Consider the following 17,037-nt stretch of genomic DNA (forward strand, 5'->3'; position numbering starts at 1 on the left):
TGGAGGGGGAGAAGGTGTGGCACCAGGTGATGACGCCCAGACAGTTGTCGTCGTAGTTGGCCTCCTTGACCACGTCGGCGATCTCCTTGTTGGTCTTGGCGGTCACCTTGTACACCAGCTTGCAGGGCAGGTTACCGGAGGCGTTCATCTTGTCCGCCATCTCGGCGGCACGGGCGGCCACCGTCTCCAGCACCTCGGGGCCATACAGGAACTGACTGCCTACCACGAACCAGAATTCCTTGTTGTTCATTTGGATCGACCTCATTTCATAAAAGATAGGGCAAAAAGGCCACGGAGGGAACGGTCCGGGGCCGTGGAATGAACCGGCGGCGCGCCCAGGTCGTCCGCCTCCGTGGCCAACAACACTTGGATGGGAGCTTATTTCTTGCGGTCCTTCAGCATGGCAAATACGCTCTGGAGGACGATGAAGAAGCACAGCAGCACAGCGGTAAGGATGTTGGGCCAGGAGGACGCCAGCTTACCGTTGGTCTTGACGATAGTGGAAATGGTGCCGTTGATGAGCACGCCAAACAGGGAGCCAATGACGTTGCCCACGCCGCCGGTGAGCAGGGTGCCACCGATGACGGCGGAGGAGATGGCGTCCATCTCCATGCCGGTAGCCTGGGACACCGAGGCGGACATGGTGTTCATGCAGTAGCAGATGCCGCCGATGGAGCACAGGAAGGAGGACAGGACATAGGCCTTCATCTTGGTTTTCTTTACGTCCAGGCCCATCATGGCGGCGGACTGCTCGCTGCCGCCCACGGCGTACAGGGAGCGTCCGAACTTGGTGTAGCGCAGGATCAGGAAGATGGCCACCAGCACCACCAGGGCGATGACCACGCCCACGCCGATGTAGGGCATGACCACCTTGCCCGCCCGGTTGACGGTGCCGCCGAAGGGCAGGTAGATGCGGAAGTTGGCCAGATCATAGAAGAACTGGTCCACCTCGGCGGTGATGGACAGCTGGTTGGTGGAGATAACGGCGGTCATGCCCCGGGCAAAGAACATACCGGCCATGGTGACGATGAAGGGCTGGATCTCCAGGTAGCCCACACAGAAGCCCATAAACAGGCCGAAGGCCAGGCCGATGACCAGCACCAGGATGATCATGACGGGAGCGCTCATGTTCCACTCGCCCATGCCCTGGGCCAGCAGCATACAGTCCAGAGCCACCAGGGAGCCCACGGAGATGTCGATGCCGCCGGTGAGCATGACGCAGGTCATGCCACAGGCCACGCAGATCAGGCCGGCGTTGGTGCGGAACAGGTTGAGGAAGGTCTGCATGGTGGTGAAGCCCTTGCTGGCGTAGGCCACGCAGCCGCCGGCATACAGCACCACGAACAGGGCGATGGTGATGACCAGCAGCACGGTGTTGCTGTTCATCTGCTTGCGCTCTTTCAGCGCGTTGGCAGGCTTACTCATACGCTGGCCACCCCCTTCTGCGCCACAGCCTTGGCGGCGGCGCGCTTCTTAAACCAGGCCTTCAGCGGCGGGGCCTGGACCGCCACGATGACGATGACCACGATGGCCTTGAACACCGGGGTAACGGCGGAGGACACGCCCATGTTGTACATGGTGGTGGTAATGGCCTGGATTGTGTAAGCGCCGATGATGGAGCCGGCCAGGTTGAACTTACCGCCGCCCAGGCTGTTGCCGCCCAGGGCCACGGCCAGGATGGCGTCCAGCTCCATATCCAGGCCGATGTTGTTGGAGTCGGCGCTGGTGATCCGGCTGGAGGCCACGATGCCGGCGATACCGGCGCACAGGCCGCAGATCAGGTAGCAGACAAAGATGATCCGCTTGGAGTTCAGGCCGGCGATGCGGCTGGCCTTCTTGTTGATGCCCACGGACTGGACATACATGCCCATAGCGGTCTTTTTCAGCACCACGGAGATCACCGCCACGCACACGGCGGCAATGATGATGGGGGTGGGGATGGGACCAATGTAGCCGCCGAACACGCCAAACTCGGGCACACGAATGTACACGATCAGGTTGTTGCACAGCAGCAGGCCGATGGCCCGGGCGGCCGACCATAGGATCAGTGTGGCCACCATGGGCTGGATATTTAAGTAAGCCACCAGGCTACCGTTGAAGGCGCCGCACAGGCAGCCCATCAGCAGGGCGCCGATGAGGCCCACAGCCAGGGGCATGGCAAACTCCTCGGCGCTGGACACGGAGGACACGCCAAAGCCGGCCACCAGCATACAGCAGAAGGAGGCGCACAGGCTCATCACCGAGCCCACGGAGATATCAGTACCGGCGGAAGCGGAGACCACCAGGGTCATGCCGATGGCCAGGATGGCCACCTCACTGCCGCGGTTGAGGATGTTGATCAGACGGCCGCTGAGCAGGCCGTTGGTGAGGGTGATCTCAAAAAAGCTGTAGAAATTGCTGCCGCTGGCCAGGTCGTACACCATATTGATGCACAGCACCAGGATCATACAGAACACCGGCAGGAACAGCCGCTTCTGGGTCAGTTTTTTTACATTACTCATCGCTCGCACCTCCCGCGATGGCGGCCATGACCCGCTCCTGGGTCAGCTCGCCGTCCAGCTCGCCTACCTTGGCGCCGTCCCGCAGCACCGCCATCCGGTTGCAGGTACGCAGCATCTCCTCGATCTCGGAGGAAATGAACATGACGCTCTTGCCCTCGCCGGCCAGCTGGATGATGAGCTTCTGGATCTCGGTCTTGGTTCCGATGTCGATACCACGGGTCGGCTCGTCCAGGATGAGGAAGCTGGGATCGGTGGCCAGCCAGCGGGCCAGGATGGCCTTCTGCTGGTTGCCGCCGGACAGCTGCTTGATGGGGGTCTCCCGGGTGGCGGTCTTGATCTGCAGCAGGTCGATGTACCGGTCGGCGATCTCCTCCTGCTTGGCCCGGGACAGCTGCTTGAACATGCCCCGCTTGGCCTGGAGGGCCAGAATGATGTTCTCCCGGACGGACAGGTCGCCGATGATGCCCTCGGCCTTCCGGTCGTCAGGCAGCAGGCCCATGCCCAGGTTCATGGCGTCGATGGGTTGGTTGATCTTGACCTCCTTGCCGGCCACCTTCAGGGTGCCGGTCTGGGCCTTATCGGCGCCGTAGATGGCCCGGGCCAGCTCGCTGCGGCCGGAGCCCAGCAGGCCGGTGAGGCCGATGACCTCGCCCTTGTGGATGTCCAGGTCGAAGGGCTTGATGGTACCCTTGTGGCTGAGGCCCCGGGCCTCGATCTCCAGAGGCGCCTCGGCGTCGTAGGTGAAGCCCTCGGGCTTGATGGAGGCCAGGTCGTCAAAGTCCTTGCCCATCATGGCGGCCACCAGCTTCACCCGGGGCAGCTCGGCCACCGGATACTCGCCCACCAGGGTACCATTGCGCAGCACGGTGATCCGGTCACACACGGCGTATACCTGCTCCAGGAAATGGGTAACGAACACGATGCCCACCCCGTGCTCCTTGAGCTGGAGCATCATTTTGAACAGCTTCTCCACCTCGGTGTCGTCCAGGGAGGAGGTGGGCTCGTCCAGGATAAGGGCCTTACAGTCCATATCCACCGCCCGGGCGATGGCGATCATCTGCTGGATGGCCAGGGAGTAGTTCTCCAGGTTCTGGGTCACGTCCACCTTGATGTCCAGCCGCTTCACCAGCTCGTCGGCCTTCTTGTTCATGGCCCGGCGGTCGATGGTGCGGAAGGGGGTCATGGGCTCCCGGCCGATGTACAGGTTCTCCGCCACGCTCAGGTTGGGGCAGAGGTTGACCTCCTGGTACACAGTGGAGATGCCCACCTTCTGGGCGTCCTGGGTGTTGCGGTTTTTCACCGGGCCGTCGATGCCGGCCACCCGGATCTCGCCGGCCTCAAAGTCGTTGATGCCGGTGAGACATTTGATGAGGGTGGACTTACCGGCTCCGTTTTCCCCCATCAGAGCGTGGATCTCACCCCGGCGGAGGGTGAAGTCCACATTTTCCAGGGCCTTGACCCCTGGGAAGGTCATACAGATGCCCCGCGCGGTCAGAACGATGTTATCTTCCAAAACTATCACCTCGAAATCAAAAGGGAGGACCCGGGAATTAACCGGGGGTCCTCCCTGGGGATGCTTACTACTGATTCAGTTGAGCACCGGTCTTAGTAGGGACGGGCATCCAGGACTTCCTGGGTGACGTAGATGCACTCCTGCTCCTCGCCGTTGACGGTGATGGTGGACACGTTGTCCTCGGCCACGAACCAGGACTCAGTGACGTAGATCTCCTTCTCGGGGGTCTCGCCGGCCTCCAGCTGCTGGATGATCTCAGCAACGGTGGGGGCAGCCATGGGGTTGCACTCGAAGTTGGCGTTGATCTTGCCCTCCATGACCATCTGGACATAGGGCTTGTTGGCGTCGAAGGACACCAGGATCACGTCGCCGCCCACGCCGTAGGTGACACCAGCGTTGTCCATGGCGGTCATGGCGCCGGCGGCCTCGTTATCGTTCTGGCAGATGACCACGTTGAACTGGCCGGCATAGCTCTGGCAGTAAGACTCCATGACCTCCTGGCCACCAGCCTCGGTGAAGTCGCCGGTCTGGGAGGCGAGAATGGTCCAGCCCTCACGGTCAGCGATCTCCTTGAATCCGTCGGTACGGCCGATGGTGGCGGAAGCGCCGGTGGAACCCTCGATGACCAGGGCGTTGATCTCGGTGATGCCCTTATCCTCGGCATAGGCCTTCAGCCACTCGCCGCAGGCCAGACCCTCGACCTTAAAGTCGGAGCCGACCCAGGAGACGTACTTGTCGGAGTCGTCGATGGTACGGTCGATGACGATGACGGGGATACCGGCGTCCTCACACTCGGTCAGAACAGCGTCCCAGCCGGTGGAGACGATGGGGTCGATGATGATGTAGTCCACGCCCTGCTGGATGAAGTTACGGACAGCCTCCAGCTGAGCGGCGGAGTCGTTATCGCAGTCCACGAAGGACAGCTCATAGCCGTTCTCGGCGGAGAACACGTCCTGAGCGGACTTGGTGGAAGCGGTACGCCAGTCGGACTCGTGGCCCACCTGAGCGAAGCCAACGGTGATCACATCGCCGGAAGTGGCGGGGGTGGTCTCCTCGCCGCCGGCGGGGGTGGTCTCGGTGGCGGGGGGAGTGCTCTCGCCGCCGGCGGGAGACTCAGTGGTGGTGCCGCCGCCGCCGCCGCAGGCGGCCAGGGAAGCGCCCATGCCCAGAGCAAGGAGCAGAGCAAGCAGTTTCTTTTTCATGCCAAATTCCTCCATTTCTGATTGTCCGGCCCCAGACAGACCGGTGGGTTGAGCCCGGAGGCTCCTTGTCTGTAAGTATATACCTCGTACAGAAAATGTCAACAAGATGTACGAACAATTTGCACTTTCTAGGTTTGCAACAATACATTTAAATTAAACCGGCCGGAATAAATTCTAGCTTTCCAATTGTGTTTTCAATATAATTTCACAATTTTCAGAAATTCCGAAAATTTATGAACTTTTTATTGCTGTTATTCAAAAAAATGTATTTAGTTATTTTGCACATTCTCCCCAATTCATTTGGACCATTTTTTGACGGTTTATGGGGGGCGCGAGCATTTTAAGCAAATCAATTCCTATAATTTTGCCAGAATGTACAGTTTGTTCCCACCATTTCAGCTCTGTGCCATTTCTCCCCGCCTTTCGCATAACCAATACAATTTTGGATTTTAGCTCTTGCAGGTTACATACAAATATGCTATGCTTACTTTATGGTAATGGCAGACGACTGGGGTTTTTGTCCGCTCCAGCCTTCCGCCCACTCTTTTCCAGAACCGCGAGGTGGAGCATATGCAGCACAAATACCAGGCTGTGGCGGATAACCTGCGGGCCGCCATTCAGAGCGGCCAATATGAGGATACCATGCTGCTGCCCACGGAGCAGGCCCTTTGCCAGCAGTTCCAGGTCAGCCGCCAGACCGTCCGCCTGGCTCTCTCCCTGCTGGCCAGCGAAAAGCTCATCGAGCGCCGTCAGGGCAGCGGCTCCCATATCCTGGAGCAGGGAAGTCCCCGCCGGCTCACTGTGGCGGTGGTCACCACCTATATCAGCAACTATATTTTCCCCTCTATCCTGCGGGAGATCGAGACCGTACTGGCCGCCAACAACGCCGCCCCCACCTTATTCTCCACTCAGAATCAGGTGTCCACCGAGCGGCGAATCCTCCAGTCCCTGCTGGACGGCGCCCGGCCCGACGGCATCCTGGTGGAGGGCAGCAAGACCGGCCTGCCCAACCCCAATCTGGACCTGTACCGGGCCCTCATCGACGCGGGCATTCCCCTGGTGTTCATGCACGGGGACTATAACCGGCTGCCCGGCTCTTTGTCCGTGCTGGATGACAACTACGGCGGCGGACAGCAGCTGGTGGAATATCTCTACCGAAAGGGCCACAAGGCCATCGCCGGTATCTTTAAGAACGACGATATCCAGGGCCTCCAGCGGTACGCCGGTTACGCCGACGCTCTCCGGGACCTGGGCCTCCCCCTGGAGGACCAGCAGGTCTACTGGTACAACACCGAGAGCAAGGGGGATCTGCTGGACAACGACGAGTCCTGGGCGGCGGTGGACCGGGTCATCAACAGCTGTACCGCCGTGGTGTGCTACAACGACGAGGTAGCCTCCCGGCTCATCTCCTATCTGCTGAAAAAGGGCATCCGCATTCCCAAGGATATGGCGGTGGTCAGCTTTGACAACAGTCAGTACAGCGAGCTGTCTCCCATCGGCATTACCTCCCTGTCCCACGGGGACTACAATGTGGGCCAGATGGCCGCCGAACTGCTGGTGCGCCGGCTGCGGGGAGAAGAGTGTACCTCCGAGGTGGCCCCCTGGTTCCTGATCGAACGGCAGAGCAGCTGAATCTTTCCACTCCGGGACCCGGGTCCGCCCCGGGTCCCGGAGTTTTTACCGGATCCGCCCTCAACCCACAAAAAAGGAGTCTTTCTTATGCCTGATCTTGACCAAATCCGCGCCCGTTTCGCCGCCGACCACTTTGCCACAGAGGCTGCCGGGGTATCCATCGACCAGGCCCAGCCCGGCCGGGCCGTGTGCTCCATGCCCATCCGGCCCATCCATCTGAACGCCAACCAGGCGCCTATGGGCGGCGCCATCTTTACCCTGGCCGACTTTGCCTTTGCCATTGCCGCCAACGGCCACAGCGACCGGATCTCAGTGACCCAGCAGGTATCGGTCACCTTCCTGTCTCCCGCCAAAGGGACCCGGCTGATCGCCCAGGCCGCCTGCCTGAAGGCGGGGAAGACCACCTGTCTCTATCAGGTGGACGTCACCGACGAGCTGGGCACCCAGGTGGCCCATTTTACCGTCAACGGCTATACCATTTCCCCCAAATCCCCCCAGCCCAAAGATTCCGTCCCTGGAAAAATATAAAATCCCCCTTGACTTTAGCACTTAAAAGTGATAGAGTGTACCACATCAATCATACCGCAACGCGATGACGGAGCCAAGTAGGCCCGGATCATCCCCTTCAGAGACCTGCCGGCCGGTGCGAGGCAGGAGGGGAGACCGACGCCCAATACCCTCCCGAGCGGCCCGCCCAACGGGATGACCCCTCAGTAGGCGGCGACGGGTGCGCCCGATAGCGCGCAGGGGGCTCCCCGGCCCCCATGAGGCCGTTTTTGCGGCAAATTGAGGTGGTACCACGGGAATTTCTCGTCCTCTGCACAGGCAGAGGACGATTTTTTTGCAGTTTGACAGAAGTAAAGGAGAGTTACCATGGTCATTACGGAGCTGTTGGAGCGCAACGCCCGACTGTACGGTGCGGAGACCGCTCTGGTGGAGATCACCCCCTCGGAGGAGTGGGACAAGGCGGTGACCTGGCGGGATTTCAGCCTGATCCAGAGCACCAATCCCAACGCTCCCTACCGCCGGGAGCTGAGCTGGCGTGAGTTTGACAACCGGGCCAACCGCTTTGCCAATCTGTTGCTGAGCCGGGGGGTGGAGCGGGGCGCCAAGGTGGGCATCCTGCTGATGAACTGCCTGGAGTGGCTGCCCATTTACTTCGGTGCCCTGAAGGCGGGCTGCGTGGCGGTGCCCCTGAACTTCCGCTATTCCACCGACGAGATCGCCTACTGCCTGGACCTGGCCGACGTGGAGGTGCTGGTGTTCGGCCCTGAGTTCATCGAGCGCATGGACCCCATCGCCCACAGCCTGCCCCAGGCCAAGATGATGTTCTTCGTGGGCCCCAACAAGCCGGACTATACCGAGGACTGCTGTAAGCTCATCGGCTTCTGCTCCTCCAGCGCCCCGCCGGTGGCCCTGGATGAGACCGACCACGCCGCCATCTATTTTTCCTCAGGCACCACCGGCTTCCCCAAAGCCATCCTTCACAACCACCGGGCCCTGTACTGCTCCGCTCTCACCGAGCAGCGCCACCACGGTCAGACCCGGAAGGACGTGTTTTTGTGTATCCCGCCCCTCTACCACACCGGTGCCAAAATGCATTGGTTCGGCTCCCTGGCCAGCGCCGGTAAGGCGGTGCTGCTGCGGGACGTAAAGCCCGAGTGGATCCTTCGGGCCATTACCGAGGAGAAGTGCACCATCGTCTGGCTGCTGGTGCCCTGGGCTCAGGATATTCTGGACGCCATCGACAGCGGCCGGGTGGATCTGAGCCACTACTATCTGGACCAGTGGCGGCTGATGCACATCGGCGCCCAGCCGGTGCCCCCCAGCCTGATCCACCGGTGGCAGAAGATCTTTCCCCACCACCAATATGACACCAACTACGGCCTCAGTGAGTCCATTGGTCCGGGCTGTGTCCACCTGGGAGTGGAAAACGTCCATAAAGTGGGAGCCATCGGCAAGCCGGGCTATCAGTGGGAGGCCCGCATCGTGGATGACCAGGGCAACGACGTGGCCCAAGGTCAGGTGGGAGAGCTGGCGGTAAAGGGCCCCGGCGTCATGCTGTGCTACTACAAAAACCCCAAGGCCACCGAGGAGGTGCTGAAAGGGGAATGGCTCTACACCGGGGACATGGCCCGGATGGATGAGGAGGGCTTCATCTACCTGGTGGATCGGAAGAAGGACGTGATCATCTCCGGCGGCGAGAACATTTACCCGGTACAGATCGAGGACTTTTTGCGCAAGAACGACAAGATCAGCGACGCCGCCGTCATTGGCCTGCCTGACAAGCGGCTGGGAGAGATCGCAGCCGCCATCATTCAGCTCAAGGAGGGGATCTCCTGCTCTGAGGAGGAGATCAACTCCTTCTGCAAGGAGCTGCCCCGGTACAAGCGGCCCCGAAAGGTCATCTTTGATAAGGTGCCCCGCAACCCCACCGGCAAGATCGAAAAACCGGTCCTCCGGGAGCGGTATTGCAGCGGCCGGTTGGTAGAGGTACAGAACAACAGCTAAAAGACAGGCAGACAGGAGATGCCGGAACAGGAGACAGGCCCCGTGCTCCTGTCTGCCGTCTTTTGCGCCTAACCTCATGTATTCCGATCTGAATAGAGGAAGAAGGTATATAACCATGGGAGACATGTTCATCAAGGGTTTCATGCTGGTGGTGTTTTTCGCGGTGATGGTGGGCATCGGCCTGTACTGCCGCCGCCACACCACCGACGTCAACGGCTTTGTGCTGGGGGGCCGGTCGGTGGGTCCCTGGCTCACCGCCTTTGCCTATGGCACCAGCTATTTCTCCGCCGTGGTCTTTGTGGGCTACGCCGGTCAGTTCGGCTGGAAATACGGCATCGCCGCCACCTGGGCGGGGCTGGGCAACGCCTTTCTTGGCTCCCTGCTGGCCTGGGCGGTGCTGGGCCGCCGCACCCGGGTCATGACCCAGCATCTGGACAGCGCCACCATGCCGGAATTTTTCGGCAAGCGGTTTGGCAGCCGGTCCCTGAAGCTCACCGCTTCGGTGATCATCTTTGTATTCCTCATCCCCTACACCGCCAGCCTGTATAACGGCCTGAGCCGCCTGTTCGCCATGGCCTTTGACATCGACTACGCCGTATGCGTCATTGTCATGGCGGTGCTTACCGGCATCTACGTCATCGCCGGGGGCTACATGGCCACCGCCATCAACGATTTCATCCAGGGCATCATTATGCTGGTGGGCATCTGCGCCGTCATCGGGGCGGTGCTCAACAGCCAGGGGGGCTTCCTGGCCGCCCTGGACGGGCTGGCAAGGGTCAGCGACCCGGCCACCTCGGACACCCCCGGGGTGTTCGCCTCCTTCTTCGGCCCCGACCCGGTGAACCTGCTGGGGGTGGTGCTCCTCACCAGCCTGGGCACCTGGGGCCTGCCCCAGATGGTGCAGAAGTTCTACGCCATCAAAAGCGAAAAATCCATCAACACCGGCATGGTGGTGTCCACCGCCTTCGCCGTGGTGGTGGCCGGGGGCTGCTACTTCCTGGGGGGCTTCGGCCGGCTGTTCTCCACCCCTGAGGCGGTGGCTGCCGGGGGCTACGACTCCATCATCCCCACCATGCTCTCCGGTCTGCCGGCGGTGCTCATCGCCGTGGTGGTGATCCTGGTGCTCTCCGCCTCCATGTCCACCCTGTCCTCCCTGGTGCTGGCCTCCTCCTCCACCCTCACCCTGGACTTCATCAAGGGCAACCTTATTAAGGACATGGACGAGGGCCGTCAGGTCCGGTGGATGCGCGCCCTGGTGGTGGTGTTCATCGCCATCAGCGTGGTACTGGCCATCATCCAATACACCAGCAACGTCACCTTTATCGCCCAGCTCATGGGCGTGTCCTGGGGCGCCCTGGCCGGGGCCTTTCTCGCGCCCTTCCTCTACGGTCTGTACTGGAAGCGCACCACCAAGGCCGCCTGCGTCGTCAGCTTCCTGTTTTCCACCGTGGTGATGCTGGCCAATATCTTTTTTGGCAGCTGGTTCCCCGCCATCCTCCAGTCCCCCATCAACTGCGGCGCCTTCTGTATGCTGGCGGGGCTGGTGCTGGTACCGGTAGTGAGCCTGGTGTCAAAGGCCCCCGCCAACCGGGAGATCCAGACCATTTTCGCCTGCTACGAGCGCACCGTCACCGTCACCGCAAAGGACTCCATCGGCCGCCAGGGGGAGACCAAAGTCAAACGATCCAAGGCTCGGCAGGGCTAATTTTGTAAAACTTCCCGAAATGCCATTGACTTTAGCGCATAAAAGTGGTAGAGTTATCTTCATCCATATTGTAACGCGATGATGGAACCAAGTAGGGAAGGGGCTTCTCCCCCCAGAGAGCTGCCGGCCGGTGCAAGGCAGCGGGAGGCCTGTCCTGAATTCCTTCCTGAGCGGCCTGCCGAACCGGGGACGCCCCGGCAGTAAGCAGCGACGGGAGCGCCCGTTACAGCGCCGGGGATATGTTCGTGTCCCCTGAGGCCGCCTTTGGCGGTAAACTGAGGTGGTACCACGGGAAATTCTCGTCCTCTGCAAGGCTTTCTTGCAGAGGACTTTTTTGTTTTGCCACCGATATTATCATCCTCCCGCCCCAGGCGGGGGAAAAGGAGGAACTGAAATGAAAACCCTGATGCTTGGCAATGAGGCTGTGGCCCGGGGCCTGTACGAGGCGGGCTGCGCCTTTGTCTCCAGCTACCCCGGCACCCCCAGCACCGAGATCACCGAGGCCATTGCCAAATACCCGGAGGTCTACGCCGAGTGGGCCCCCAATGAAAAGGTGGCCATGGAATCCGCCTTCGGCGCCTGCCTGGCGGGCAAGCGGTCCTTCTGCGGCATGAAGCACGTGGGCCTTAACGTGGCCGCCGACCCTCTGTTCACCATCGGCTACACCGGCGTCAACGCCGGCATGGTCATCACCGTGGCCGACGACGCCGGGATGCACTCCTCTCAGAACGAACAGGACTCCCGCCATTACGCCCGGGCCTCCAAAATCCCCATGCTGGAGCCCGCCGATTCCGCCGAGGCCCTGGCCATGGCCAAGCTGGCCTATGACCTGTCGGAGGAGTACGACACCCCGGTGCTGCTGAAAATGTGCACCCGGGTGGCCCACTCCCAGAGCGTGGTGGAGCCGGGGGAGCGGATCACCCCACCGGAGAAGCCCTATGAAAAGAACGGGGCCAAGTACATCATGATGCCGGGCAACGCCAAGCGCCGCCACCCGGTGGTAGAGGACCGCACAAAGGCCCTCATCGCCTACGCCGAGACCACCCCCCTCAACCGGGTGGAGGAGGGCAAGGACAGATCCATGGGCATCATCACCTCTTCCACCAGCTACCAGTACGTAAAGGAAGCCCTGGGAGATACCTACCCGGTGCTCAAGCTGGGCATGATCTGGCCCATGCCGGAGCAGAAGATCCTGGACTTTGCCGCCTCGGTGGACCAGCTGGTGGTGGTGGAGGAGCTGGACGGCTTCATCGAGAACCACTGCCGGGAGCTGGGCCTGGCAGTAAAGGGCAAGGAGCTCTTCTCCTGCATTGACGAGCTCAACCAGAATATTGTGGCCCAGCAGCTGGGCAAGGCCCCCGACGTGGGCCAGGCCCTGGACGAGGTCATCCCCGCCCGGCCGCCGGTGATGTGCGCCGGCTGTCCCCACAGAGGGCTGTTCTACACCCTGAACAAGCTGAAGCTCACCGTGCTGGGCGATATCGGCTGCTACACCCTGGGGGCGGTGGCCCCTCTGGCTGCCATCGACACCACCATCTGCATGGGGGCCTCGGTGTCCGGCCTCCACGGCTTCAACAAGGCCAGCGGCGGGACTACGGAGGGCAAGACCGTGGCGGTCATCGGCGACTCCACCTTCATGCACTCCGGCGTCACCGGTCTCATCAACATTGCCTACAACGAGTCCAATTCCACCGTCATCATCCTGGACAACTCCATCACCGGCATGACCGGCCACCAGCAGAACCCCACCACCGGCTACAACCTGAAGGGGGACCCCTGCACCAAGATCGACCTGGAGTCCCTGTGCCGCAGCGTGGGCATCCGCCGGGTGCGGGTGGTGGACCCCTATGACCTGAAGCAGTGCGAGGACGCGGTGAAGGAGGAGCTGGCGGCAGCGGAGCCCTCGGTGATCATTTCCCGCCGGCCCTGCGCCCTGCTGAAATACGTCAAGCACAAGCTCCCCCTGGTGGCGGACCCCAATAAGTGCGTGGGCTGTAAGAGCTGCATGAAGATCGGCTGCCCGGCCATCTCCATCGTGGAGGGCAAGGCCCGGGTGGACAATACCCTGTGCGTGGGCTGCGGCGTGTGCCAGCAGCTGTGCCCCTTCGACGCCCTCGGGGCGCCGCAGGTCTGAGGAGGTACCCATATGGAAACGAAAAATATCATGATCGTGGGTGTGGGGGGCCAAGGCTCCCTGCTGGCCAGCAAGCTGCTGGGCCGCCTGCTGCTGGACAAGGGCTATGACGTGAAGGTGTCCGAGGTCCACGGCATGAGCCAGCGGGGGGGCAGCGTGGTCACCTATGTCCGCTTCGGGGACAAGGTCTATTCTCCCATCATCGACAAGGGAGAGGCCGACTTTATCGTCTCCTTCGAGCTGCTGGAGGCCGCCCGTTGGACCGAGTATCTGAAGCAGGGGGGACGGATCGTCACCAACACCCAGCAGATCAACCCCATGCCGGTGATCACCGGGGCCGCCCAGTATCCCGCCCAGCTGGCGGAAAAGCTGGCCGCCCTGGGCGTCCAGGTGGACGCCTTTGACGCCCTGGGCCTGGCGGAGGAGGCGGGCTCCAGCAAGGCGGTGAACATTGTGCTCATGGGCCGGCTGAGCCGCTACTTTGATATTCCGGAAGCCGAGTGGCACGCCGCCATCGAAAAGAGCGTCCCCGCCAAATTCCTGGAGCTGAACCAGAAGGCGTTCAGCCTGGGCCGGGCCTGAGCCCCCGGCTGAGACAGAAGAGGAAAGGAAACGACCTGATATGGAACGCTATTATCAGCCCGAGATCGAGTGCGCCAGCCGGGAGCAGATCCTGGCCTGGCAGAACGAGCGCCTGGTACGCCAGGTGCAGCATGTGTGGGACAATGTGCCCTACTACCGCAAGAAGATGGAGGAAAAGGGCCTGACCCCCGCCGACGTGAAGGGGGTAGAGGACCTGTACAAGCTGCCCTTCCTGTCCAAGGACGACCTGCGGGAGGCCTACCCCTACGGCCTGATGGGCAAGCCCCTGAAGGACTGCGTGCGCATCCAGTCCACCTCGGGCACCACCGGCAAGCGGGTGGTGGCCTTTTACACCCAGCACGACATCGACCTGTGGGAGGACTGCTGCGCCCGGGCCATCGTGGCCGCCGGCGGCACCAATGAGGACGTGTGCCAGGTGAGCTACGGCTACGGCCTGTTTACCGGCGGCCCCGGCCTCAACGGCGGCTCCCACAAGGTGGGCTGTCTCACCATCCCCACCTCCTCGGGCAACACCGAACGGCAGATCATGTTTATCCGGGACCTGAACGCCACCATCCTGTGCTGCACCCCCTCCTACGCCGCCTATCTGGCCGAGAGCATGAAGGAGATGGGCCTCACCCCGGAGGAGATCCCCCTGAAGGCGGGCATCTTCGGCGCCGAGGCCTGGAGCCAGGAGATGCGCCGGGACATCGAAAAGACCCTGGGCATCAAGGCCTACGACATCTACGGCCTTACCGAGCTGTCCGGCCCCGGCGTGTCCTTCGAGTGCTCCGCCCAGACCGGCATGCACATCAACGAGGACCACTTCATCGCCGAGATCATCGACCCGGACACCGGGGAGGTGCTCCCCGAGGGCACCATGGGCGAGCTGGTGTTCACCTCCATCACCAAGGAGGCCTTCCCCCTGCTGCGCTACCGCACCCGGGACATCTGCGTGCTCCGCCACGAGGACTGCCCCTGCGGCCGCACCCACATCAAGATGAGCAAGCCCATGGGCCGCAGCGACGACATGCTCATCATCAAGGGGGTCAACGTGTTCCCGTCCCAGATCGAGACCGTCCTCATGGGCCAGAGCTTCGCCCCCAACTACCAGATCATCGTGGACCGGGTGAACAATACCGACACTATGGAGGTGCTGGTGGAGATGACCCCGGAGATGTTCTCCGACCAGCTCAGCCACGTGGCCGAGAAGGAGAAGCAGGTGGTGGCCGCCCTGAAGGCCATGCTGGGCATCTACGCCAAGGTGCGGCTGGTGGCCCCCAAGTCCATCACCCGCTCCGAGGGCAAGGCGGTCCGGGTCATCGACAAGCGGAAGATTTAAAGGAGGCGCGAGGATATGACGATCCAACAGATTTCGGTCTTTCTGGAGAACCGGGCGGGGCAGCTGGCGGAGATCACCGCCATTCTGGCCGACCACCAGATCAACATGCGGGCCCTCCACATCGCCGAGACCAGCGACTACGGCGTGCTGCGCATGATCGTGGACAGGCCCCAGCGGGCGGCCTCCCTGCTGCTGGAGCACGGGTTCGTGCTGTCCATGACCCCGGTGCTGGCGGTGGTGGTGCCCGACGAGCCGGGTGCCCTGGGGAAGATCCTCACCCTGCTGGCCGGGGAGAACATCGACATCGAGTACGTCTACTCCGTGTTCGGCCAGGTCCAGGACCGGGCCTGCATGATCTTCCGGGTGGCCGACCTGGACAAGCTGGCCAGCCTGCTGAAGGACAACGGCATGCCCCCCGCCCTCCACGGCGAGCTGGGCATCGAGAACGAATGAAATGAGGTAACGCCCTATGCAGCCTTTGAGCAATAAGACCCAGCACTTTACCGAGTCGGTGATCCGCCGGATGACCCGCATCGCCATTGCTAACGACGCCATCAACCTGGCCCAGGGGTTCCCCGACTTTGACCCCCCCCAGGCCATGCTGGACCGGCTGGCGGAGGTGGCCCACGCCGGGCCTCACCAGTACCCTATCACCATGGGCGCGCCCAACTTCCGCCAGGCCCTGGCCCGCAAGTGCAAGCGGTTTATGGGCCGTGACATCGACCCGGACACCGAGATGGTGGTGACCATCGGCTCCACCGAGGCCATGGTGGACTCTATCTTTGCCATTACCAATCCCAGGGACAAGGTCGTGCTGTTCTCCCCCTATTTCGAGAACTATCACGCCCAGATCCTTTTTGCCGACTGCGAGCCCATCTATGTGCCTCTGGTGCCCCCCCAGTTCCACTTCGATCCCAACGTGCTGGAGGACGCCTTCAAGCAGCACCCCAAGGCCATTCTGATCTGCAACCCCTCCAACCCCAGCGGCAAGGTGTTTACCGAGGAGGAGCTGAAGCTGATCGCCGGGCTGTGCGTGAAGTACGACGTGTACGCCATTATGGACGAGGTGTACGAGCACATCGTCTACACCCCCCACAAGCACCTGTATATGTGCAACATGCCCGGCATGTGGGAGCGCACAATTTCCTGCTCCTCTCTGTCCAAGACCTACTCCATCACCGGCTGGCGGCTGGGCTACGCCATCGCCCCCAAGCACCTGATGGACAAGATAAAGCAGTACCACGACTTCAACGCCGTGGGCGCTCCCTCTCCCCTGATGGAGGCCGCCATCGTGGGCCTGGAAATGCCCGACAGCTACTATGAGGAGTTCGGAGCCCATTACGCCCATATGAAGCAGCTGTTTACCGACGGTCTGCGGAACATCGGCATCCCCTTCACCGATCCCCAGGGCACCTACTTTATCCTGGCCGACATCGGGCCCTATCTGAAAAAGGGCCAGACCGACGTGGAATTCTGCGAGGAGATGGCCCGGAAGGTGGGGGTGGCCGTAGTGCCCGGCACCTCCTTCTTTATGGAGGACGTGCGCAACATCGTGCGGATGCACTTCGCCAAGAAGGACGAGACCCTCATTGAGGCCCTCAACCGGCTGTCCCAGCTGAAGGCCAAAATAGGCTGAAACGGGGAGCGCGCTTCGTCCCCATATGCCAGATAACTGAAACAGGACCTGCCGCGGCTTACCGCGGCAGGTCCTGTTTGTATTGCGCTGTCATCGCCGCGCCCCGGGTTGTTTATCCCCGGCACTTGGCCAGCAGGGCCTCCCATTTTTCGTCCACATAGTCCTGGGCAGCCTTCAGGGTCCACTCGTTGCCCGGCTGGAAGCAGTGCTTGAACCGGCCCTGGAGCTTCATGAATTCGGTAACGGGGAGTTTTTTCTTGGGTTCATAGGAGAGCATCC

Annotated in this window: 13 protein-coding genes, 1 pseudogene and 1 other annotated feature; of the genes and pseudogenes, 9 read left to right on the plus strand and 5 right to left on the minus strand. The window is 61.7% G+C overall.

Annotation, left to right across the window (positions count from 1 at the left end):
• From H6B51_RS12635 to H6B51_RS12655, 5 genes and pseudogenes are all read right to left on the minus strand, one after another.
• A pseudogene (locus H6B51_RS12635) lies at positions 1-250 on the minus strand (L-arabinose isomerase); the annotation flags it as partial.
• 128 nt (positions 251-378) lie between these two features.
• The gene (locus tag H6B51_RS12640) at positions 379-1,425 is read right to left on the minus strand and encodes an ABC transporter permease subunit (RefSeq protein WP_204884035.1); all 1,047 of its coding nucleotides are present in this window, start codon (positions 1,423-1,425) and stop codon (positions 379-381) included.
• A complete protein-coding gene (locus H6B51_RS12645) occupies positions 1,422-2,501 on the minus strand; it encodes an ABC transporter permease (RefSeq protein ID WP_204884036.1) in 1,080 nt (359 codons plus the stop codon). The genes H6B51_RS12640 and H6B51_RS12645 overlap by 4 nt, the downstream gene beginning before the upstream one ends.
• Positions 2,494-4,014, minus strand: a complete 1,521-nt coding sequence (locus H6B51_RS12650; protein WP_204884037.1) for a sugar ABC transporter ATP-binding protein — start codon at positions 4,012-4,014, stop codon at positions 2,494-2,496. Before H6B51_RS12650 ends, H6B51_RS12645 begins: the two co-directional genes overlap by 8 nt.
• Positions 4,015-4,106: 92 nt before the next feature.
• On the minus strand, positions 4,107-5,216 hold the full coding sequence (locus H6B51_RS12655) for an ABC transporter substrate-binding protein (RefSeq protein WP_204884038.1): 1,110 nt from the start codon (positions 5,214-5,216) through the stop codon (positions 4,107-4,109).
• A gap of 570 nt (positions 5,217-5,786) precedes the next feature.
• On the opposite strand from H6B51_RS12655, the gene H6B51_RS12660 reads away from it, so the two are divergent.
• The 9 genes from H6B51_RS12660 to H6B51_RS12700 all read left to right on the plus strand — a co-directional run bounded on the left by H6B51_RS12660 (position 5,787) and on the right by H6B51_RS12700 (position 16,758).
• A complete protein-coding gene (locus H6B51_RS12660) occupies positions 5,787-6,848 on the plus strand; it encodes a GntR family transcriptional regulator (protein WP_204884039.1) in 1,062 nt (353 codons plus the stop codon).
• A gap of 87 nt (positions 6,849-6,935) precedes the next feature.
• Entirely contained in the window at positions 6,936-7,376 is a 441-nt protein-coding gene (locus H6B51_RS12665; protein WP_204884040.1) for a PaaI family thioesterase, read from the plus strand.
• Between the two features lie 345 nt (positions 7,377-7,721).
• Entirely contained in the window at positions 7,722-9,359 is a 1,638-nt protein-coding gene (locus tag H6B51_RS12670; RefSeq protein WP_204884041.1) for a class I adenylate-forming enzyme family protein, read from the plus strand.
• Positions 9,360-9,483: 124 nt separating this feature from the next.
• The gene (locus H6B51_RS12675) at positions 9,484-11,064 is read left to right on the plus strand and encodes a sodium:solute symporter family protein (protein WP_204884047.1); all 1,581 of its coding nucleotides are present in this window, start codon (positions 9,484-9,486) and stop codon (positions 11,062-11,064) included.
• 69 nt (positions 11,065-11,133) lie between these two features.
• Positions 11,134-11,374, plus strand: a binding site (T-box leader).
• Positions 11,375-11,458: 84 nt separating this feature from the next.
• Positions 11,459-13,198: an indolepyruvate ferredoxin oxidoreductase subunit alpha gene (gene iorA / locus H6B51_RS12680; RefSeq protein WP_204884042.1), complete on the plus strand. Its 1,740-nt coding sequence runs from the start codon at positions 11,459-11,461 to the stop codon at positions 13,196-13,198.
• A gap of 12 nt (positions 13,199-13,210) precedes the next feature.
• Positions 13,211-13,780, plus strand: coding sequence for an indolepyruvate oxidoreductase subunit beta (locus tag H6B51_RS12685; protein ID WP_204884043.1), 570 nt, complete (start codon positions 13,211-13,213; stop codon positions 13,778-13,780).
• A gap of 40 nt (positions 13,781-13,820) precedes the next feature.
• A complete protein-coding gene (locus tag H6B51_RS12690; protein WP_204884044.1) occupies positions 13,821-15,122 on the plus strand; it encodes a phenylacetate--CoA ligase family protein in 1,302 nt (433 codons plus the stop codon).
• A 15-nt stretch (positions 15,123-15,137) separates the two neighbouring features.
• Positions 15,138-15,575, plus strand: a complete 438-nt coding sequence (locus H6B51_RS12695) for an ACT domain-containing protein (protein ID WP_204884045.1) — start codon at positions 15,138-15,140, stop codon at positions 15,573-15,575.
• Between the two features lie 16 nt (positions 15,576-15,591).
• Positions 15,592-16,758, plus strand: coding sequence for a pyridoxal phosphate-dependent aminotransferase (locus tag H6B51_RS12700; protein ID WP_204884046.1), 1,167 nt, complete (start codon positions 15,592-15,594; stop codon positions 16,756-16,758).
• Positions 16,759-17,037 lie beyond the last annotated feature (279 nt).

The sequence above is a fragment of the Pseudoflavonifractor phocaeensis genome (assembly GCF_016901955.1).
Lineage (GTDB): Bacteria > Bacillota > Clostridia > Oscillospirales > Oscillospiraceae > Flavonifractor > Flavonifractor phocaeensis_A.